Source organism: Rhodopseudomonas sp. (assembly GCF_013377015.1).
Lineage (GTDB): Bacteria > Pseudomonadota > Alphaproteobacteria > Rhizobiales > Xanthobacteraceae > JARJEH01.
Map to the genome: position 1 here is coordinate 434,162 of NZ_JACABA010000001.1, position 16,754 is coordinate 450,915.

Annotated in this window: 18 protein-coding genes; 6 read left to right on the top strand and 12 right to left on the bottom strand. The window is 64.7% G+C overall.

Translation table 11 applies throughout. The annotated features are described in order from the left end of the window. Positions 1-15: 15 nt before the first annotated feature. From HXX15_RS02070 to hemC, 3 genes are read right to left on the bottom strand one after another with little or no spacing between them, the layout of a single operon-like run. Positions 16-1,782: a magnesium chelatase subunit D gene (locus HXX15_RS02070; protein WP_296512122.1), complete on the bottom strand. Its 1,767-nt coding sequence runs from the start codon at positions 1,780-1,782 to the stop codon at positions 16-18. Then, the gene (gene bchI, locus HXX15_RS02075; protein WP_296512124.1) at positions 1,779-2,801 is read right to left on the bottom strand and encodes a magnesium chelatase ATPase subunit I; all 1,023 of its coding nucleotides are present in this window, start codon (positions 2,799-2,801) and stop codon (positions 1,779-1,781) included. Before bchI ends, HXX15_RS02070 begins: the two co-directional genes overlap by 4 nt. Before the next feature lie 8 nt (positions 2,802-2,809). Next, positions 2,810-3,790, bottom strand: coding sequence for a hydroxymethylbilane synthase (gene hemC, locus HXX15_RS02080; protein ID WP_296512127.1), 981 nt, complete (start codon positions 3,788-3,790; stop codon positions 2,810-2,812). Between the two features lie 262 nt (positions 3,791-4,052). On the opposite strand from hemC, the gene HXX15_RS02085 reads away from it, so the two are divergent. The 6 genes from HXX15_RS02085 to HXX15_RS02110 all read left to right on the top strand — a co-directional run bounded on the left by HXX15_RS02085 (position 4,053) and on the right by HXX15_RS02110 (position 9,828). Then, complete coding sequence (locus HXX15_RS02085) at positions 4,053-5,366, top strand: DUF3422 family protein (RefSeq protein WP_296512129.1); 1,314 nt, start codon at positions 4,053-4,055, stop codon at positions 5,364-5,366. Continuing rightward, complete coding sequence (locus tag HXX15_RS02090) at positions 5,363-6,958, top strand: alpha/beta fold hydrolase (protein ID WP_296512132.1); 1,596 nt, start codon at positions 5,363-5,365, stop codon at positions 6,956-6,958. Before HXX15_RS02085 ends, HXX15_RS02090 begins: the two co-directional genes overlap by 4 nt. Further along, positions 6,958-7,461, top strand: a complete 504-nt coding sequence (locus HXX15_RS02095; protein ID WP_296512134.1) for a CIA30 family protein — start codon at positions 6,958-6,960, stop codon at positions 7,459-7,461. Before HXX15_RS02090 ends, HXX15_RS02095 begins: the two co-directional genes overlap by 1 nt. A gap of 48 nt (positions 7,462-7,509) precedes the next feature. Further along, positions 7,510-8,007 carry a DUF427 domain-containing protein gene (locus HXX15_RS02100; RefSeq protein ID WP_296512136.1) on the top strand — a complete coding sequence of 166 codons (498 nt, stop codon included), beginning with the start codon at positions 7,510-7,512 and terminating at the stop codon, positions 8,005-8,007. Continuing rightward, positions 8,001-9,230 (top strand): Coenzyme F420 hydrogenase/dehydrogenase, beta subunit C-terminal domain, encoded by a 1,230-nt coding sequence (locus HXX15_RS02105; protein WP_296512137.1) that lies wholly within the window; start codon positions 8,001-8,003, stop codon positions 9,228-9,230. The genes HXX15_RS02100 and HXX15_RS02105 overlap by 7 nt, the downstream gene beginning before the upstream one ends. Before the next feature lie 145 nt (positions 9,231-9,375). Beyond that, positions 9,376-9,828 (top strand): PA2169 family four-helix-bundle protein, encoded by a 453-nt coding sequence (locus tag HXX15_RS02110; RefSeq protein WP_296512139.1) that lies wholly within the window; start codon positions 9,376-9,378, stop codon positions 9,826-9,828. Between the two features lie 82 nt (positions 9,829-9,910). Here the strand turns inward: HXX15_RS02110 and HXX15_RS02115 are convergent, their stop codons facing one another. From HXX15_RS02115 to HXX15_RS02155, 9 genes are all read right to left on the bottom strand, one after another. Next, entirely contained in the window at positions 9,911-10,342 is a 432-nt protein-coding gene (locus tag HXX15_RS02115) for a hypothetical protein (RefSeq protein ID WP_296512141.1), read from the bottom strand. Positions 10,343-10,652: 310 nt separating this feature from the next. Further along, positions 10,653-12,188 carry an NAD(P)/FAD-dependent oxidoreductase gene (locus tag HXX15_RS02120; protein WP_296512143.1) on the bottom strand — a complete coding sequence of 512 codons (1,536 nt, stop codon included), beginning with the start codon at positions 12,186-12,188 and terminating at the stop codon, positions 10,653-10,655. A gap of 134 nt (positions 12,189-12,322) precedes the next feature. Then, positions 12,323-12,610, bottom strand: coding sequence for a hypothetical protein (locus HXX15_RS02125; protein WP_296512146.1), 288 nt, complete (start codon positions 12,608-12,610; stop codon positions 12,323-12,325). Positions 12,611-12,621: 11 nt separating this feature from the next. Continuing rightward, a complete protein-coding gene (locus tag HXX15_RS02130) occupies positions 12,622-13,284 on the bottom strand; it encodes a hypothetical protein (RefSeq protein ID WP_296512148.1) in 663 nt (220 codons plus the stop codon). Positions 13,285-13,302: 18 nt separating this feature from the next. After that, positions 13,303-14,727, bottom strand: a complete 1,425-nt coding sequence (locus HXX15_RS02135) for a PucC family protein (protein ID WP_296512150.1) — start codon at positions 14,725-14,727, stop codon at positions 13,303-13,305. Between the two features lie 192 nt (positions 14,728-14,919). Beyond that, positions 14,920-15,108 carry a light-harvesting protein gene (locus tag HXX15_RS02140; protein WP_296512152.1) on the bottom strand — a complete coding sequence of 63 codons (189 nt, stop codon included), beginning with the start codon at positions 15,106-15,108 and terminating at the stop codon, positions 14,920-14,922. Positions 15,109-15,120: 12 nt separating this feature from the next. Next, positions 15,121-15,276, bottom strand: coding sequence for a light-harvesting antenna LH1, beta subunit (pufB, locus tag HXX15_RS02145; protein ID WP_296512154.1), 156 nt, complete (start codon positions 15,274-15,276; stop codon positions 15,121-15,123). A gap of 726 nt (positions 15,277-16,002) precedes the next feature. Further along, complete coding sequence (locus HXX15_RS02150) at positions 16,003-16,440, bottom strand: hypothetical protein (protein WP_296512155.1); 438 nt, start codon at positions 16,438-16,440, stop codon at positions 16,003-16,005. Between the two features lie 13 nt (positions 16,441-16,453). Continuing rightward, the gene (locus tag HXX15_RS02155) at positions 16,454-16,747 is read right to left on the bottom strand and encodes a hypothetical protein (RefSeq protein ID WP_296512158.1); all 294 of its coding nucleotides are present in this window, start codon (positions 16,745-16,747) and stop codon (positions 16,454-16,456) included. Positions 16,748-16,754: the final 7 nt, after the last annotated feature.

The following is a 16,754-nucleotide window of genomic DNA, read 5'->3' on the forward strand; positions in this document are numbered from 1 at the left end:
TCCGAAATGGCCGCGTCAGTTCGCCCCGGTCGCGGCGATCACCGCCTGCGACAGCACGGTGGCGTCGGCGTAGGGCAGCGGCAGGTAGCGCGCGCCCATCTCCTTGGCGACTTGCTCGGCCAGCGGCCCCGGCCGCGGCGACATGTCGACCAGCACCGCATTGATGCCGGCAGCGCGCATCTGCCGCGCCGAACTCATCGCGTCTTCTTCCGCCTTGGGCCGGCCCGGCGCGCCATCGCGGGCGATGTTGGCGCGGCCGTCGGTCAAGACGATCACCGTCGGGGTCTGCCCCTTGCGCTTGACCGAGTCCGCCAGCATGAAGGCGGCATCGAGCCCGGCGGCGAGCGGCGTGCCGCCGCCGCCTGGCAATCCGGCGAGGCTGCGCTTGGCGCGCGCCAACGAGCGGGTTGGTGGTAGTAGGATTTCGGCGATCGTGCCGCGAAACGCGATCATCGCCACCTGATCGCGCCGCACATAGCAATCTGCCAGCAGCAACTCGACCGCGCCCTTGGCTTCGGCCAGCCGATGCAGCGCAGCGGAGCCGGAGGCATCGACCACGAAGATGGTGATGGTCTCGGTGCGCTGCTTGAACCGAGCGATGCGGAAATCGTCCTTCTCGATCAGGATCCGCGGCTGCGCGCCTTGGCGGCCCACAGCCTGACGCCGGCGCAGCGGCTGCCACGGCGCCGCGGCACGCAAGGTCTCGATCACGTTGAGCTTGGAGCCGTCGCGCAATTCGCCGCGCACCGAACCGGTCGGCCGGCCGCGCTTTTTCGACTTCTGCAATTCGCCGGCCTTGCCGGAGGAACGCGACCGCGAGCGGCCCGACGATGCGCGCAGCGCCGCCAGCACGCCCGGCGGAATCGCCGCCTGCACCGCGGCAAGGATCACCTCGTCGAGCGCCTTGTCGATATCGGGGGTCTGCTGTTCCTGGTCGTTGTTGTCGTCGGCATTGTCTTCCGGCGGCGGCTCGGGCGGCGGCGGCTCGGCCTGATCCGGCTGGTCGGCCTGCGGAAAGATCAGCGCGCGGGGCGCCAGCACCAGCCGCGCGGCGATCGCGATGTCGTCCTGCTCGATCTTGTCGTGGCCGCTCAGCGCCGCGGCGGCGCGGGCGGCGCGCAACGCCAGCAGCGGCGCACGCAGCGAGACGATTCCGAGCGCCGCGGCGGCGGCGCAGATCGCCTCGATCTGCTCGCTGTCGACCTGGATCGCCGCCAGCCGCGCCCGCGCGGCGACGATTTCGTCGAGGGCGATCGGAAACTCGTCGGTATCGCGGAACGAGAATTGGTCGAGGTCAACGTGAAACGCCAACCGGTCGCGCAATGACGCCGGCGCGAATTCATCCTCCAGCCCTTCGTCCAGCGCCACCACGCCGAACCGCGCCGGCATCCGCAGCGACAGCCCGTCGCGCTCGACCAGGGTTTCGTGGGCATCCATCGCCGCGGTGACGTGCACCGTGGTCGACGAAGACATCCGCTCCGCCATCGCCAGCACCAGCACTCCGCCGTCAGCCTCGGCCAGCAACCCGCGCTCGGCGACCGGTCGGCCGGCGAGCAACGTCGCGGAGAGATCGAGCCCGCCGAGCAGGCGGCCGTCGCCGATATGCAGCGGCAGATGCTTGTGGGCGTCGTCCGGCGGCAGCGCCGCGCGCAGCAGCGAAAGCCAGCGGTCGCGCACCGGCCCGGCGCGCGAGCGCAGCAGCACCCCGCCGGTGCCGACCGGATCGACCGCGAACAATTGCGCCGCGGTCGCCGCATCGGACCATGCGAGCGCGATGCTCATCCGAAGACTTCGGCAATGGCGCGATCGACCCGGACACTGGACCCGGCGTCGTCGAGCGGATTTCGCCGCAGCCGGTGCCGCAGCGCCGATGGCGCGATGCGCCTGAGATGATCGTCGGTGACGGTCTTGTCGTGTTCCAGCGCCGCCAGCGCCCGCGCCGCGCGCATCAAGGTGAGTTCGCCGCGCAAGCCATCGGTGCCGAGCGTCATGCACAGCGTCGCCGCGCGCTCCAATGCGGCGTCCGACACCGTGACCTCGGGCAGCCGTTCGCGCGCCTGGGTGATCTTCTTCCGCAGCTTGGCTTCTTCCTTGGCCCAGTGGGTCAGGAACGCCGCCGAGTCGCTCTCGAAGGAATCGCGGCGGCGCACCACCTCGATCCGTTCCGGCAGCGTGTCCGGGGTTTTGACCTCGACCGACATGCCGAACCGATCCAGCAATTGCGGACGCAATTCGCCTTCTTCCGGATTGCCGGTGCCGACCAGCACGAAGCGCGCCGGATGGCGAATGGAGAGGCCTTCGCGCTCGACCACGTTCTCGCCGGAGGCGGCGACGTCGAGCAACAGATCGACCAGATGATCCTCGAGAAGATTCGCTTCGTCGATGTAGAGGAAGCCGCGATGGGCGCGGGCCAACAGGCCGGGCTCGAACGCCTTTTCGCCCTTGGCCAGCGCGCGCTCCAGATCGAGCGCGCCGACGACGCGGTCTTCGGTGGCGCCGAGCGGCAGATCGACCACCGGCACCGGCACCTGCGCGGTCTTCAGCTTGCCGTGCTTTTCCTTTTCCCTGCACTCTTCGCAGAACGCCTTCGGCAGGTCGGGATCGCAATTGTAGCGGCAGCCGACCACGACTTTCATTTTCGGCAGCAAGGCCGCCAGCGCGCGTACCGCGGTGGACTTGCCGGCGCCGCGATCGCCGAACGCCAGCACGCCGCCGACCTTGGGATCGATCGCCGCGATCAGCAGCGCGAGCTTCATCTCTTCCTGGCCGACGATGGCGGAAAATGGAAAAACGGTCGCCATGTGATGTGTTACTCCGGCCGCGTGCGTTCGATGATCGCGGCGGCGCCCTTGTCCAGCAGATCCAGCGCGATCGCCCGGCCCAGTTCGCGCGGACGATTCGCCGGCCCCGTGCGCGAGGCCTCGATGAACATCCCGCCCTCTTCGTCGAGCACCGAGGCGTGCATCGTCATCTCCGACCCGCTGATGGTGGAAAACGCCGCCATCGGCGAATTGCAGTGTCCGTTCAGCACCCACAACACTTCGCGTTCGGCGTCGCAGGACAGCCGCGCCACCGGATCGTCGATCATCGCCAAATATTTGCGGGTCTGCCAGTCGTTGACCGCGCATTCCACCGCGACGATGCCCTGGCCGGCCGACGGCAGCATTTCCTGCGGCGTGAAATCATGCACGATGCGGTCGACGAAGCCGACCCGCTCGAGGCCGGAGCGCGCCATGATCAGCGCGTCGGCCGGGCCGATCGAGCCGCCATCCGGCAGCTTCTGCTTCTCGCCATTGTCGAGCTTGCGGATTCTCGTATCGGCGGCGCCGCGAAAGTGAATCACCTCGACCTCGGGAAACAGACGCTTGGCATAGGCGGCGCGCCGGACCGCATTGGTGCCGATCGTGAAGCCCTTGCCGCGCGAGGCCTTCAGCTGCTCGAGCGTGAGCCCCTTGCGCAGCACCAGCGCATCGTTGGCGGGATCGCGCGACAACGTGGCGCCGATCACCAGGCCCGGCGTGTCTTCGTTGCCCGGCATGTCCTTGAGCGAATGCATCGCCGCCTGCAACTTGCCGGCCACCACCGCGGCGCGAATTTCCGCCACGAAGGCGCCGCCCTTGCCGCCATGCGGCAGCAGCTTGCTGATCTGGTCGGAATCACCGACGGTTTCGAACTTGACGATTTCGACATCGAGCTCGCTGGCTGCGGCGGACAGCCGCCGCGCGATGTCCTCGGTCTGGGCAAGCGCCATGACGCTCTTGCGAGTGCCGATTCGAACTGAAACTGTCACCACACGCTCCATTCGACAACCGCGAAGGGCCCGCGGCGAAGTTCGGCCGAACCTTATGACCAGCTCGTACCAGATTGCAAACGAATGGCCCGGATTACGAAAAAGAATTACCGCGCGTCAAGTTACTGTTCTCACGGCGATTCCGGACCCCTGCGGCAGCTTTGCACAGGCCCCCGCGGGCACGACCTTTCGGCTTCTGTCTGTCGCAACGCAATGCTACTCAAGTCAATGGGCGCAGTATTGAGCGAGGTCAAAAGCTGACATGACGACAGGTGTCCTGATTGGTGATGGCGATGTACGACTTTCGCCGCATCCGCTGCGCGCGGCCGTACTCGGCGAGGTCCATGCCCGCCCCTTCACCGCGCTGCAAGTGCCGTCGCGGATCGTGCACTTCGCATTCGACACCGCGGGGGCGCGCGGCCCGGCCGACCGCGCCAACCTGATCGCATTCTGCGAATCGCGCGGTTTGCAGCCGCCGGCCCCCGGCGAGAAACACCACCGCGCGCCGTTCGGAACCACGGTGCTGCGCTGGGAACAACATTCGGAATTCACCACCTACACCTGGGAAATTCCAGCCGATCCCGCCGGGGCGCCGTTCTATCCCGACGCCTCGTCGATCTCGTCGCCGATGCGGCTGTTGCCGCAGCCCGGCCCGCTGTTCGTCGCGGTCGACCTGCATGTGGTGAAGGACGATCCGCCGCGCACCTCGCCGGAGCGGCTGTTCGATCGCGCCAGCCTGGCGGTGGCGGAAAATTCCGACGGCCAGGCGCTCTATGCCACCGACTTCCAGCCCGGCCCGTCCGGCTTCGTCCGGGTGCTGGTGATCGACCGCGGCATGCCGCCGGAGCGCGCCGGCGCGCTGGTGCAGCGCGTGCTGGAAATCGAAACCTATCGCACGCTGGCGCTGCTCGGCTTGCCCGAAGCGCAGCGGCTGACGCCGTCGATCGCCACCTCCGAACGCCGGCTCGCTGAAGTCACCCAGGAAATGCGCGGCGCCGGCGACCTCGCCAGTAATCACAAGCTGCTCGAGGAGCTGACCGCGCTGGCCGCCGAGGTCGAAGCCGGCGCCGCCGCCAGCCAGTATCGGTTCGGCGCCAGCCGCGCCTATGAGGAGATCATGACCGGACGGCTGGCGACGCTGGGCGAACGCAAGGTCGGCGGCCTGCCGACCTGGTCGTCGTTCCTGGCGCGGCGGATGAAGCCGGCGATGCGCACCTGCGTCACCACCGAGGCGCGGCAGTCGGATCTCTCGCTGAAGCTGGCGCGCGCGGCGAATTTGCTGCGCACCAGGGTCGACGTCGAACTCGAACAGCAGAACCAGGACCTGCTGAAATCGATGAACGCGCGGACAAGGCTGCAATTGCGGCTGCAGACCACGGTCGAAGGCCTCTCCACCGCGGCAATCACCTATTATGTGGTCGGCCTGTTCGGCTATCTGGTGAAGGGGCTGCACGACAGCGGCCGGCTGCCGGTCGATCCGAGCATCGCCACCGCCGCCTTCGTGCCGGTCGCGGCGTTCTCGATCTGGTGGACCGTGCGCAGCATCCGCAAGAAACATATCGCGGACGAGGAATGATGCGCCGCTTCGCCTTGCCGCTGCGAATCGTCGTCGCCATCGTGGCGCTCGCCGCTCTCGCGGTGGCGCTGTGGCAGCTGCATGGCATGACCGACGGGCTGCGGGTGACCGCCGGCAAGGTCGGCGACACCCCGGTGACGATCTATCAACCGCCGTCCGACGCGCCCGCGCCGGTGGTGGTGATCGCCCATGGCTTCGCCGGCTCGCAGCAATTGATGCAGCCGTTCGCGGCGACGCTGGCGCGCAACGGCTATATCGCGGTGACCTTCGATTTCACCGGCCACGGCCGCAACCCGGTGCCGATCCGCGGCGACATCGACGAGCCGACCAATGTCACCGGCGTGCTGGTGGCGGAAACCGGCCGCGTCGTCGACTTCGCCCGCACCCTGCCCGGCAGCGACGGCCGCGTCGCGGTGCTCGGCCATTCGATGGCTTCCGACATCGTGGTGCAATATGGCGTCTCCCATCCCGAGGTAAGCGCCACCGTGGCGGTGTCGGTGTTCACCCGGAAAGAGACCGAGAGCCTGCCGCATAATCTGCTGGTGATCGTGGGCGCCCTGGAACCGCAAATGCTGATCGACGAAGGGCTGCGGATCGTCAACAAGTCGACCGGCGGCGGCGCCGTCGCCGGACGAAGCTATGGCGACTTCAAGAATGGCAGCGCGCGGCGGCTGGCGCTGTCGTCCGGCGTCGAACATATCGGCGTGCTGTACAGCCAGGACAGCATGCGCGAAGCGCTGCAATGGATGAACGAGAGCTTCGGCCGCACCGGCTCCGGCTGGATCGACCGCCGGCCGGGCGCGCTGGGGCTGCTGTTCTTCGGGCTGATCGCGCTGGCCTGGCCGCTGTCGAAACTGCTGCCGCGGGCGGCACCGGTGCCGATGGGCGCGAGCCTCAGCTGGAAGCAGCTGCTAGTCGCCGCGATCGCGCCCGCGGTGCTGACGCCGCTCATCCTGTGGAAGGCCCCGACCGATTTCCTGATCATCCTGCTCGGCGATTATCTGACGCTGCATTTTCTGCTCTACGGCGCGCTGACCGGCGCACTGCTGCTGCTGTTGCGACCGCGAACGGCCGGCGCGCAACCGGCCGTGCATCACGAAGCGGGCCTGGAGAAGCTGGAATCGCTGCCCGACCCGGATCATCCGCGCGTCTCGTGGCCAGCGCTGGCGGTCGCCGCCGCGGCGGTGATCGCCTACAATATTCTCGCCTTTGGTCTGCCGCTCGACACTTACGTGTTTTCGTTCCTGCCGATCGCGCCGCGGCTCCACCTGATCGCCGCGATCGCCTGCGGTACCGTCCCCTATTTCCTCACCGCGGAATGGATGGCGCATGGTGCCAACGCCCCGCGCGGCGGCTATGCCTTCGCGAAATTCTGCTTCCTGGTGTCGCTGGCGGCGGCGGTGGCGCTCAATCTGCACAAGCTGTTCTTCCTGATCATCATCGTGCCGGCGATCCTGCTGCTGTTTCTCGCCTTCGGGCTGATCAGCAATTGGAGCTACAAGGCCACCAACCACCCACTGCCCGGTGCGCTGGCCAATGCGGCGATCTTCGCCTGGGCGATCGCGGTGACCTTCCCGATGGTGATCCGATGATGCCTGGCGAGTTATGGCCCGCGGCCGGCGCGCTGCGCTGGCGAATGGTCACCGACGGCGTGATGGGCGGGGTGTCGCGCGGCAGCATCACCGAGCAAACCGTTGCAGGCTGCAGCGCGGTGCGGATGCGCGGCCAGGTCAGCACCGACAACAATGGCGGCTTCATCCAGATCGCGCTCGACCTCGCTCCGGATGGCGGCGCGATCGACGCCAGCGGCTTCAGCGGCGTCATCATCGACGTGTTTGGCAATGACGAGAGCTACGGCGCGCATCTGCGCAGCACCGATCTGTTCCGGCCGCAGCAATCGTATCGACAAGAATTCGACGCCCCGCCGCGCTGGACCACGATCCAGCTGCCATTCTCACAATTCACGCCACACCGGACCGACGCGCCGCTGAATCTTGCCCGGCTGCGCCGGATCGGCCTGGTGGCGATCGGCCGTGAATTTGATGTGGATCTATCGGTTGCGCGGCTGGCGCTCTATTGTTCTGCTCAAGCGTAACTTTTGACGAATGGCGACAGCGTTCGCCGCTTCCTACAAAGAGCAACCATGTTCGGACCCAAACGCGACATGCCCGCTGACGGCCAGGAATCGGTGTGGGACTATCCGCGCCCGCCGAAGCTGGAGCCGGTTCCGCAGCGATTGCGCGTTGAGTTCAACGGCGAGACCATCGCCGACACCGTGTCAGGATTTCGCGTGCTCGAAACCAGCCACCCGCCGGTCTATTACATTCCGCCGGCCGATATCCGGATGGAATTCGCGCGGCCGGCGGCGGGCCAGTCGTGGTGCGAATTCAAGGGACAGGCGGCGTATTGGTCGCTCGAGGTCGGTGACAGGCGATCGGAAAACGCGGCGTGGAGCTACCCAAGGCCTACGCCCGGCTTCGCCGCGATCGCCGGCTATCTCGCCTTCTATGCGTCGCGGGTGGATCAATGTTCAGTTGGCGAGGACCAGGTGCAGCCGCAGCCGGGCGACTTCTACGGCGGCTGGATCACACCGAAAGTGGTCGGCCCGTTCAAGGGCGGCGCGGGGACGCGCGGATGGTGAGGCGCGACGATCCAGCCGCGGCGGTGTGGGCGCCGGCCGTCGCCGAACCGGCGCCGCGCGAACTCTGCACCGATTGCGGCGTATCGCGGATGAGCGACCCGAAGCAATGCGGCCAGGCCTGCCAGTTCATCAAGCCGGACTATCCGGCGATGGAACTGCGGGTCCACGGCCGTACCCGCGATCCGGCGCGCAGCGACGAGGAATTCTTCGGCCCGTTCCGCCGCATGGTGCGAGCCGCAATGAAAACGCCGCGTGAAAACGCGCAATGGACCGGCATCACCACGCGGATCGGCGAGCGGCTGCTGGAGACCGGCGCGGTCGACGCGGTGCTGACCATGGCGCCGGACCCGCTCGACAAATGGAAGCCGATGCCGGTGCTGGTGACCAAAGCCGAAGGCATGGCGGAATGCCGCGGCATGCGGATGGGCTACGCGCCGTCGCTGGCGCTTTTGGAGCCGGCCCGCGCGATGGGCTACCGGCGGATCGCGGTGATCGGGATTCCCTGCCAGATCTACGCGCTGCGCCGGCTCGAACAGACGCTCGGCTTCGACAAGATCTATGTGATCGGCACGCCCTGCTCCGACAACACCACCACCGCAAGCTTCCACGGCTTTCTCGATCTGCTGTCGGATCAGCCCGACACCATTACCTATCTGGAATTCCGCGCCGACTATCATGTCGAGCTACGCTTCACTGACGGAACAGTGAAAGAAATCCCGTTCCTGCTGCTGCCGATTTCAAAACTGCCGCCGGATTTCTTCCCGATGACCTGCCGCACCTGCGTCGACTACACCAATACGCTGGCCGATATCACCGTCGGCTATATGGGCGGCCAGGGCGAGCAATGGCTCTTGGTGCGCAACCAACGCGGCGAGGAACTGCTCGAACTTCTTGGCGACGAGGTCAAGCTTAGCGAACCCGGCAGCGCCGGAAAGCGCGCGGCGCCGGTGAAGGGCTTTTTGAAAAACGTCGAACTTGCCGCCGGCGGGCTGCCGGTGCGCGGCATGCCGAACTGGCTGCGCCCGTTCATGGGCTGGCTGATGCCGAAGGTCGGGCCGCGCGGGCTGGAATTCGCCCGCGCCCGGGTCGAGATGAAAGCGGTCGAGACCGTGCTGCATCTGCGCCGGCAATTTCCGCAGCGGATGAAGAACATGATCCCCGCCCATGTCTGGGCGTTGGTAAAGCCCTACGGGCTGGAACCGCAAGACGGCGAGCGGAAGTAGTTCGCTTCGGCGACAATGAGTCGCTGCCCTGCTGCGATTCGTCCGACTCCGCGCACAGGAACCGGTCTTCCTTCCGATGGTTATGGTGGCGGCCGGCGTCGCTGATTGCAGCCGCGCGCGGCTTCCCCGATCACTGGAGGCTAATTTGGACAAGGACATTCTGGATCATCTGAAGACGCTGCACACCAGCGCGATCGACGCCCGCAACGGCTACGAGGAAGCGCTCGAGGACGCCGAGGGCAAGGGCCTGACGCCGCTGTTCCGCGACATGATCGCGCTGCACGACGGCAATGCCGAGGAACTCGGCGGCGCGCTGATCAACGCCGGCGAAGAGGCCAATGACGAGGGCTCATTCATGAGCCTCGTTCATCAGACCATCATGAATGTGCGGTCGCTGTTCAACGGCCTCGACGGCAGCGTGTTGCCGGGACTGATCGACGGCGAGAAGCGCAATGTCGGCAAGTATGACGACGCGCTGAAGGTGACGAGCGCCACTCCCACGATCGCCGACATGCTCGCCGCGCAGCGCGACAAGATCGCGGCGAAAATCGCACTGATGGAAGCCCGCAAGGCCGCCTATGAGGCGACGGCGTCGTGACGCCGGTTCGTTGCCGCTGCGCATCGCAGACACGCCAAAAAATCGGGGGCCTTGAGCCCCCGATTTCGCGTTCGACGATTGATTACTTGGTGAGCGTGCCGGTCGATCCCGGCGAGGCGCCGACGCCGGCATCGGACGCGGTCGGCGCGACCCGAGTGTCGGTGCCGGGATTGTTCGGCTGATAGCGCTTCGGCTGGTTCAGTGCACCGGGCTGCGCCATGCCGGTGGTGGTGCCTTCGGGAACCGCAATCTGCGCGGTCTCGATGCCGCGTTGCGACACGCCGGTGGCGAGCAGGCCCATCGCGATCAAAGCGAACACCGTAATGCCGAGCAGTTCCGGCAGCGCACCGTCGGGCGCGGCACCGCGTCCCGAACCGTCGCCTTCCAGCGCATCGGCGGCGGCCGCGCGATTGGATCGCGAGCGGATGAAATTGATAAACACGAAGCCGACGATGACGACGCCGGCGGCCAGCGTGAAAAACATCAGCCAGCTGATAGGTTGGTCTCCGTTCATGGTGCCTCCAGTTGGTTTGAACTCGGTCGAAGCCGAACGATCAAACCGCCAACGGAGGATTTGGTGATTAGTTCCCCGGGCCACGGGTTCCGGTGGGCGCGGCAGCAACCGTGCATGGACCATCTTTCCGGTGCGTTGACGCCTCACCACGCTCCCGGTCATTCCGGGGCGCGAGCCCATCGGGCGAGCGAACCCGGAATCTTGCGGCAAGGGAGAGTGCTTCAGCGAGATTCCGGGTTCGCTCGCAGCAAGCTGCTCGCGCCCCGGAATGACGACATTCTTGCTTCTGGCGATTCGGTTCGCCTGGAAACTAGCCGTAAGCGAAAGCCGGATCGTCGAGATCGATCGCCGGTAGTTGATCCTTCTCGCTCCAGTAATCCTGGCTGTGCTGCCATTCCGGCTTGTCGCCGCGTTTCGGCAGCAGGTGCATGCCGCGCATCAGATAGCCGGGATTGAAATTCTCCGGATCGATCCAGGAGAACAGCTGCATGTCCTTGTCCTCCGGCCGCAGCACCGGCATGACCTTGACCGCGCCCTTCTGCTTCATGTGACCGAGCAGCCGGCAGACGAAATCGGCGACGAGATCGGCGCGCAGCGTCCAGCTGGCGCGGAAATAGCCGAAAACCCACACCATATTCGGCACGCCGGTGAACATCATGCCGCGATAGGTGACGGTGTCGGCGAAATCCAGCGGCCTGCCGTCGATCGAAAAATCGATGTCGCCGAGCACGTTGAGATTGAAGCCGGTGGCGGTGACGATGATGTCGGCGTCGAGCGTTTCGCCGGATTTCAGCAAGATGCCGGATTCGGTGAAGCGTTCGATCTCGTCGGTGACCACCGACGCCTTGCCGGAGGCGATGCCCTTGAACAAATCGCCATCCGGCACGAAGGCAATGCGCTGCCGCCACGGCCGGTAGCTCGGCGTGAAATGCGGCTCAAGATCGTAGTCCGGGCCGAGAAAGGCGCGAACGCCCCCCAGCAGTTCCTGCTTCACCACCTCCGGCTCGGTCATCGAGCGCTTGGTGAAGGCGGCCTGATCGAACAGGATCTTGCGACGTACGATCTCGTGGATCCAGTCCTCATTGACGCCGAGCTCGCGCAGCGTGTCGGCCAGTTCGATCTTGTTGCGGCCCGGAATGAAGTAGGTCGGCGAGCGCTGCAGCACCGTGACATGCTCGCAATCCGGTGCGATCGCCGGCACCAACGTCGCGGCGGTGGCGCCGGAGCCGATCACGATCACCTTCTTGCCGGCATAATCGAGGTCATTCGGCCAGGTCTGCGGATGCACGATCCGGCCCTTGAAGCTCTCCATCCCGGGCCATTCCGGGGTATAGCCCTCGGCGTGGCGATAATAGCCCTGGCACATCCAGAGAAAATTCGCGGTGAAGCGGACGGTTTCGCCAGTGTCGGTGCGGACCGCCTCGATGGTCCAGCGATTGTCCGCGCTCGACCAGCGCGCCGACACGATTCGGTGGCGATAGCGGATGTGGCGGGCCAGATCGTTGTCGTCGATCACCTCGCCCATATAGGCGCGGATCTCGGCCGCGGTCGCGATCGGCTTGCCGGTCCACGGCTTGAAGCGATAACCGAAGGTGTAGAGGTCACTGTCGGACCGGATTCCCGGATAGCGATGGGTCAGCCAGGTGCCGCCGAAGCTGTCCTGGGCCTCGAGCACCAGAAAACTGGTGCCGGGGCGCTGCGTGGTCAGGTGATAGGCGCCCCCTACCCCGGAGATCCCGGCGCCGGCGATCAGCACATCGAAATGCTCGATATTCTGCGAGGCGGCATGAGCGGTATTCTGGGAAGCGGCGGCTGCGGATTCGGTGGCAGTGGCGACCTCGGACATCGTTCCTCGTGTTTTTTTGGTTGGTTGCCCGCACTCTGGCCCGAGCCCGCGGCTTTGCCCAGCGATTTTTCGGCGCCGCAAAACAAAACGCCGCGGGCATCGCTGCCCGCGGCGTTTCGTTGGAGGTGCGCTTCTTATTTCGCCAGAAGCAGCGGTGTTCCGGAGAACGACTTGTATTCGCCTTCCTGCTTGAGCAGCAGCGGCATGCCGGAGAACGACTGGTACTCGCCCTCCTGCTTCAGGATCAGCGGCACGCCGGAGAACGACTGGTATTCGCCCTTCTGCTCCAAGATCAGCGGCGTGCCGGACATCGACTTGTACTCGCCCTTCTGCTCGAGGATCAGCGGGGTACCGGAATATGACTGGTACTCACCCTTTTGCTCCAAGATCAGCGGAGTGCCGGAATATGATTGGTACGTCATGTTTGAGATCCTTATCTGGACAAAACTGGCAGACCCAGCCAGGAGGACAGTGGTGTGGGATTGTTCAACAGCAGCGGCTCGCCCGAATACGACTTGTACGGGCTACCGCTGTCGAGCAGCAGCGGCGTGCCGGAGAACGACTTGTAGGGACCGCTGCTGTCGAGCAGCAACGGCGTCCCCGAGAACGACTGATACGGGCCGGAGGTGTTGGCCAGCAGCGGCGTGCCGGAATAGAACTTGTCGCTGTCGGCCAGCAGCAGGTCGCCGGAGTAGGACTTGTAGGGACCCGACGTATCCAGCAGCACCGGGGCGTGCAGGATGTTGGAGAACGGGGTCGCCTCGCTGAGCTCGACCTCGCGCGGTCCGCTCGCCGGCAGGCTGATCTTGTTCGGGCTGTACCGATCCAGGATCTCCGCCGCCTTGGCGCCGAAGCCGAATTCCGCCAGCACGGCGACGACGACGCCGCCCTTCTTGACGGTTTCGGCATAGGTCCTGGCTTCGGAGCGCGGAACATAGGCCCTGGTCAGCGCGGCCACGATGTCGTCAACCGAGGCGGTCTTGCCCGACTGAACGCCGGTGACGACGTTGTACTTGAAGCTGCTCTTCTTCAGATCGGCTTCGATCGCGGCGATCTGTTTATTGGTGTCGTACAATCGGGTGATTGTTTGGGTCATGTTTACTCCGTTTCAGTCTCAGGGCCCTGTCAATTGGCCCTGCATCAGCAAGCTGTCCCGCCGTCGAATGAGGGGGACCATCGTTACGAGCGTAGCGAAGAGCAAAACGAGTTCGAGGCAATAGACAAAGTCATACCCCGCTGCTGCCCCCAACGAATTTTCCGGTGCGACCGCCGTCACCACATCGCGAAGAATGCCGCCGAGCGCGATCGCCACGCCGGCGGCGGAGGCCTGCACCGCGCCCCATGCGCCGAGCGCCAGGCCGGCCTGATCCTTCGGCGCCGCGTTCATGGTCGCTGTCAGGGTGCCGTGCCCGAACAGCCCCGCGCCGAAACCGATCAGCAGCGTGCCGGTCCCGAACAGCAAGGCCGGGTGCAGCGTCGCCGACAGGCTGGCGGCGAAAATCACGCACAGGAACGCCGGAATCCCGACCAGCGCGCCGTAGCTCGCCATCCGGAACGGATCGGCGCCGCGGCTCAGCACCCGCGAGGCGAGGCCGAAGCCGAACAGCCCGCCGACCGCGAGCGCCGCGGTCAGCTTGGTGGTGTCGCCGACGCTGAGATGCAGGATCTGGCCGCCATAGGGCTCGAGCAGCACGTCTTCCATGCTGAACGCCATGGTGCCGAGGCCGACCGCGACCAGGCGCCGCGTCGCGTTCTTGCCATGAATGAAGGCGTTCCAGGAATCGCGGAAACTGGCGCTGCGCTCGTTCGTAACAGCACGTCGAGCCTGGTTGCGCGATTCCTGTTTCCACACTGCGACGCCGTTAAGCACGATCGTCACCACGGCCGAGCCCTGGATCACCTGGATCAACCGGCCCGGCGAAAACTCCGCAAGCAACAGTCCGAAGATCAGCGCACTGGCGATCATTCCGAACAGCAGCATCACATACATCAGGCCGACCACCTTCGGTCGTGACTCCGGCGACGCAAGGTCGGTCGCCAGCGCAAGCCCGACGGTCTGGGTGGTGTGGACGCCGGCACCGATCAGCAGAAAGGCGAGCGCGGCTCCAGCCTGACCGATCCATGCCGGCGCGTGGCCGGCATCGCCGCCGCCGGACAGCACCAGCAGTGCGAACGGCAGGATCGCCAGCCCGCCGAACTGCACCATGGTACCCTTGTAGAGAAACGGCACCCGACGCCAGCCCAGCACGGATTTGTGGACGTCGGACTTGAAGCCGATCAGCGCCCGGAACGGCGCGAAGATCAGCGGCAGCGACACCATGATTCCGACAATCGAGGCCGGAACGTTGAGCTCGACGATCATCACCCGGTTCAGCGTGCCGACCAGCAGCACCAGGGACATCCCGACCGAGACTTGAAACAGCGAAAGACGCAGCAGCCTGGACAGCGGCAGATCCGGAGTCGCCGCATCCGCGAAAGGCAGGAAGCGCGGGCCCAATGCAGCCCACACCTTCATCACTTTTTGGCTGACTGGGTTCATCGTCGAGCAATTCCGCCTGATGAGAGCCTGGCAACTTCCATCACCGGCCCCGATCGAAAACTGGAAACAGCACCACTTCGTGGCCGAGAGTGGACGGCGGTTCACACCCTAACGCGTCCGCCTCGGCTACAAAGCAAGCGACCGGGACCCTTGGATCCCGGTCCAGCCACCAACAGCTCTTGACGAGCCGTATTAGCCGATGGAGGGCGTGATGACCGAGCTCTCGATCGAGGCGGTCTTGCCGTTCCAGTACTTCGGGAACCAGGTGGTGTGCGAGATCAGCGCGTAGTGAACGAGGATCGCGATGATGGTGACGCTGCCCAGCAGGAGCGGGAGACCAACGGTCGGCTTGACCACAGTCCAAATTCTACCTTGATTCATTGTCGATACTCCTTAATGCAGCCAGGGCGAATAAACATACGCCAGGAAGTGAGCAACGATCGCGATCGCGCCGAAGACGCGGGTGCCGTCGATCACATGCTTGTGGAGCTCTTCCGATTCCGCGATTGTCAGGCCAGTCGGCCAGACCTTATTCGCATCATCTGCCATAGTAATACCTCCTAAGAGACTTACGATCAGTTTCGTGCTGAACCCGCACGTAGGTTATCAGTCGCTGCTACGCCGAACAGATGTTCGATTGGTCTCAGCATTGTCCTGTTAGTCGCCTCGCCACCAAGACCGCGCCCCTACCACAAACCACTTGATGTCGGGACGAGGGGCCGATGCGAAGCCTCTTCACCCGTTTGGGCAGTCCCCGGTCTTCAACGGGGAACCCCCAGGCTTGAGCAGGGAGGTTCCACGTTTTGGACAGGAGAAACCTGACCCATTCGAGCGGCTGTAAGCATAGCCTTACACAGAGACTTGTCAACTAAACGTGACAATTGGAGCGAGAAATGTGATTTGATTAACCAGATACCGTTCAATGCAATCTGCGGCACCCAGACACCTATTTCGGGTGCAGCCATGCTGTCGACGAAATGTTTGTAAGCTGTTGAGTGGGGTTCGGTTTCTGACGACTTCCCGAATCTAGTCAGGAGTTGTCGTCCGGCATTTCCCTAAGGACGCTGTCGGCGCAAAAGCGCAAAAAAAAGCGCGCAGGAATCGACTCTTTAGTCGCAACGCCCGCGGACGTCGCGATCAAGCAGCGCAAGTGGCGGCGCATATGCGACCAGCGCAACAACAATCGCCAAACGCAGCGCAGGCAGTCACCTGGTGGCGACCGCCTGCGCTGTCATCGTTGTGGGAGGTGGCTTCTCTTCGCGCCGGTTGGCGGGTCTACTTCAAGAGCGTTGGCAGTTTGAAAAACGAGGAGAACGGCGTCGGATTGTCGATCAAGAGCGGCTTGCCCGAGAACGATCGGTAAGCGCCATTCTGTGCCAGGATCAACGGCGTTCCTGACATCGACTTGTATGGCCCGGACGTATTGAGCAGCAGAAGCGCTCCAGAATACGACTTGTAGGGGCCGGACGTGTCGAGCAACAGCGGCGTGCCGGAGAACGACTTATACGGCCCCTTGGTATTGATCAGCACCGGCGTGCCCGAGAACGAATAGTGCGGACCCCTGGTGGGCAGCAAGATCAGCGAGCCCGAGTACGATTTGTACTCTCCCGTGTACTTCGTCAGCAGCGGCGTTCCGGAATACGACTTGTAAGGACCGGTCGTATTCAGCAGCAGCGGCGTTCCCGAGAAGGACCTGTATGAGTCGTTTGACATTAGGCGATCCTTTTCACTTCAGAATCAGCGGCGAGCCGGAAAATCCCTTGAACTCGCCTTTCTGCTCGATCAGCAGCGGGGTGCCGGACATCGATTTGTACTCACCCTTCTGCTCGATCAACAGCGGGGTACCGGACATCGACTTGTATTCGCCCTTCTGCTCAATCAGCAACGGCGTGCCGGACATCGATTTGTATTCGCCCTTCTGCTCGACCAGCAACGGCGTGCCGGACATCGACTTGTATTCGCCGTTTTGCTCGAGAATCAGCGGCGTACCGGAATAGGACTGATATGCTTCTTTTGACATCTTAAGA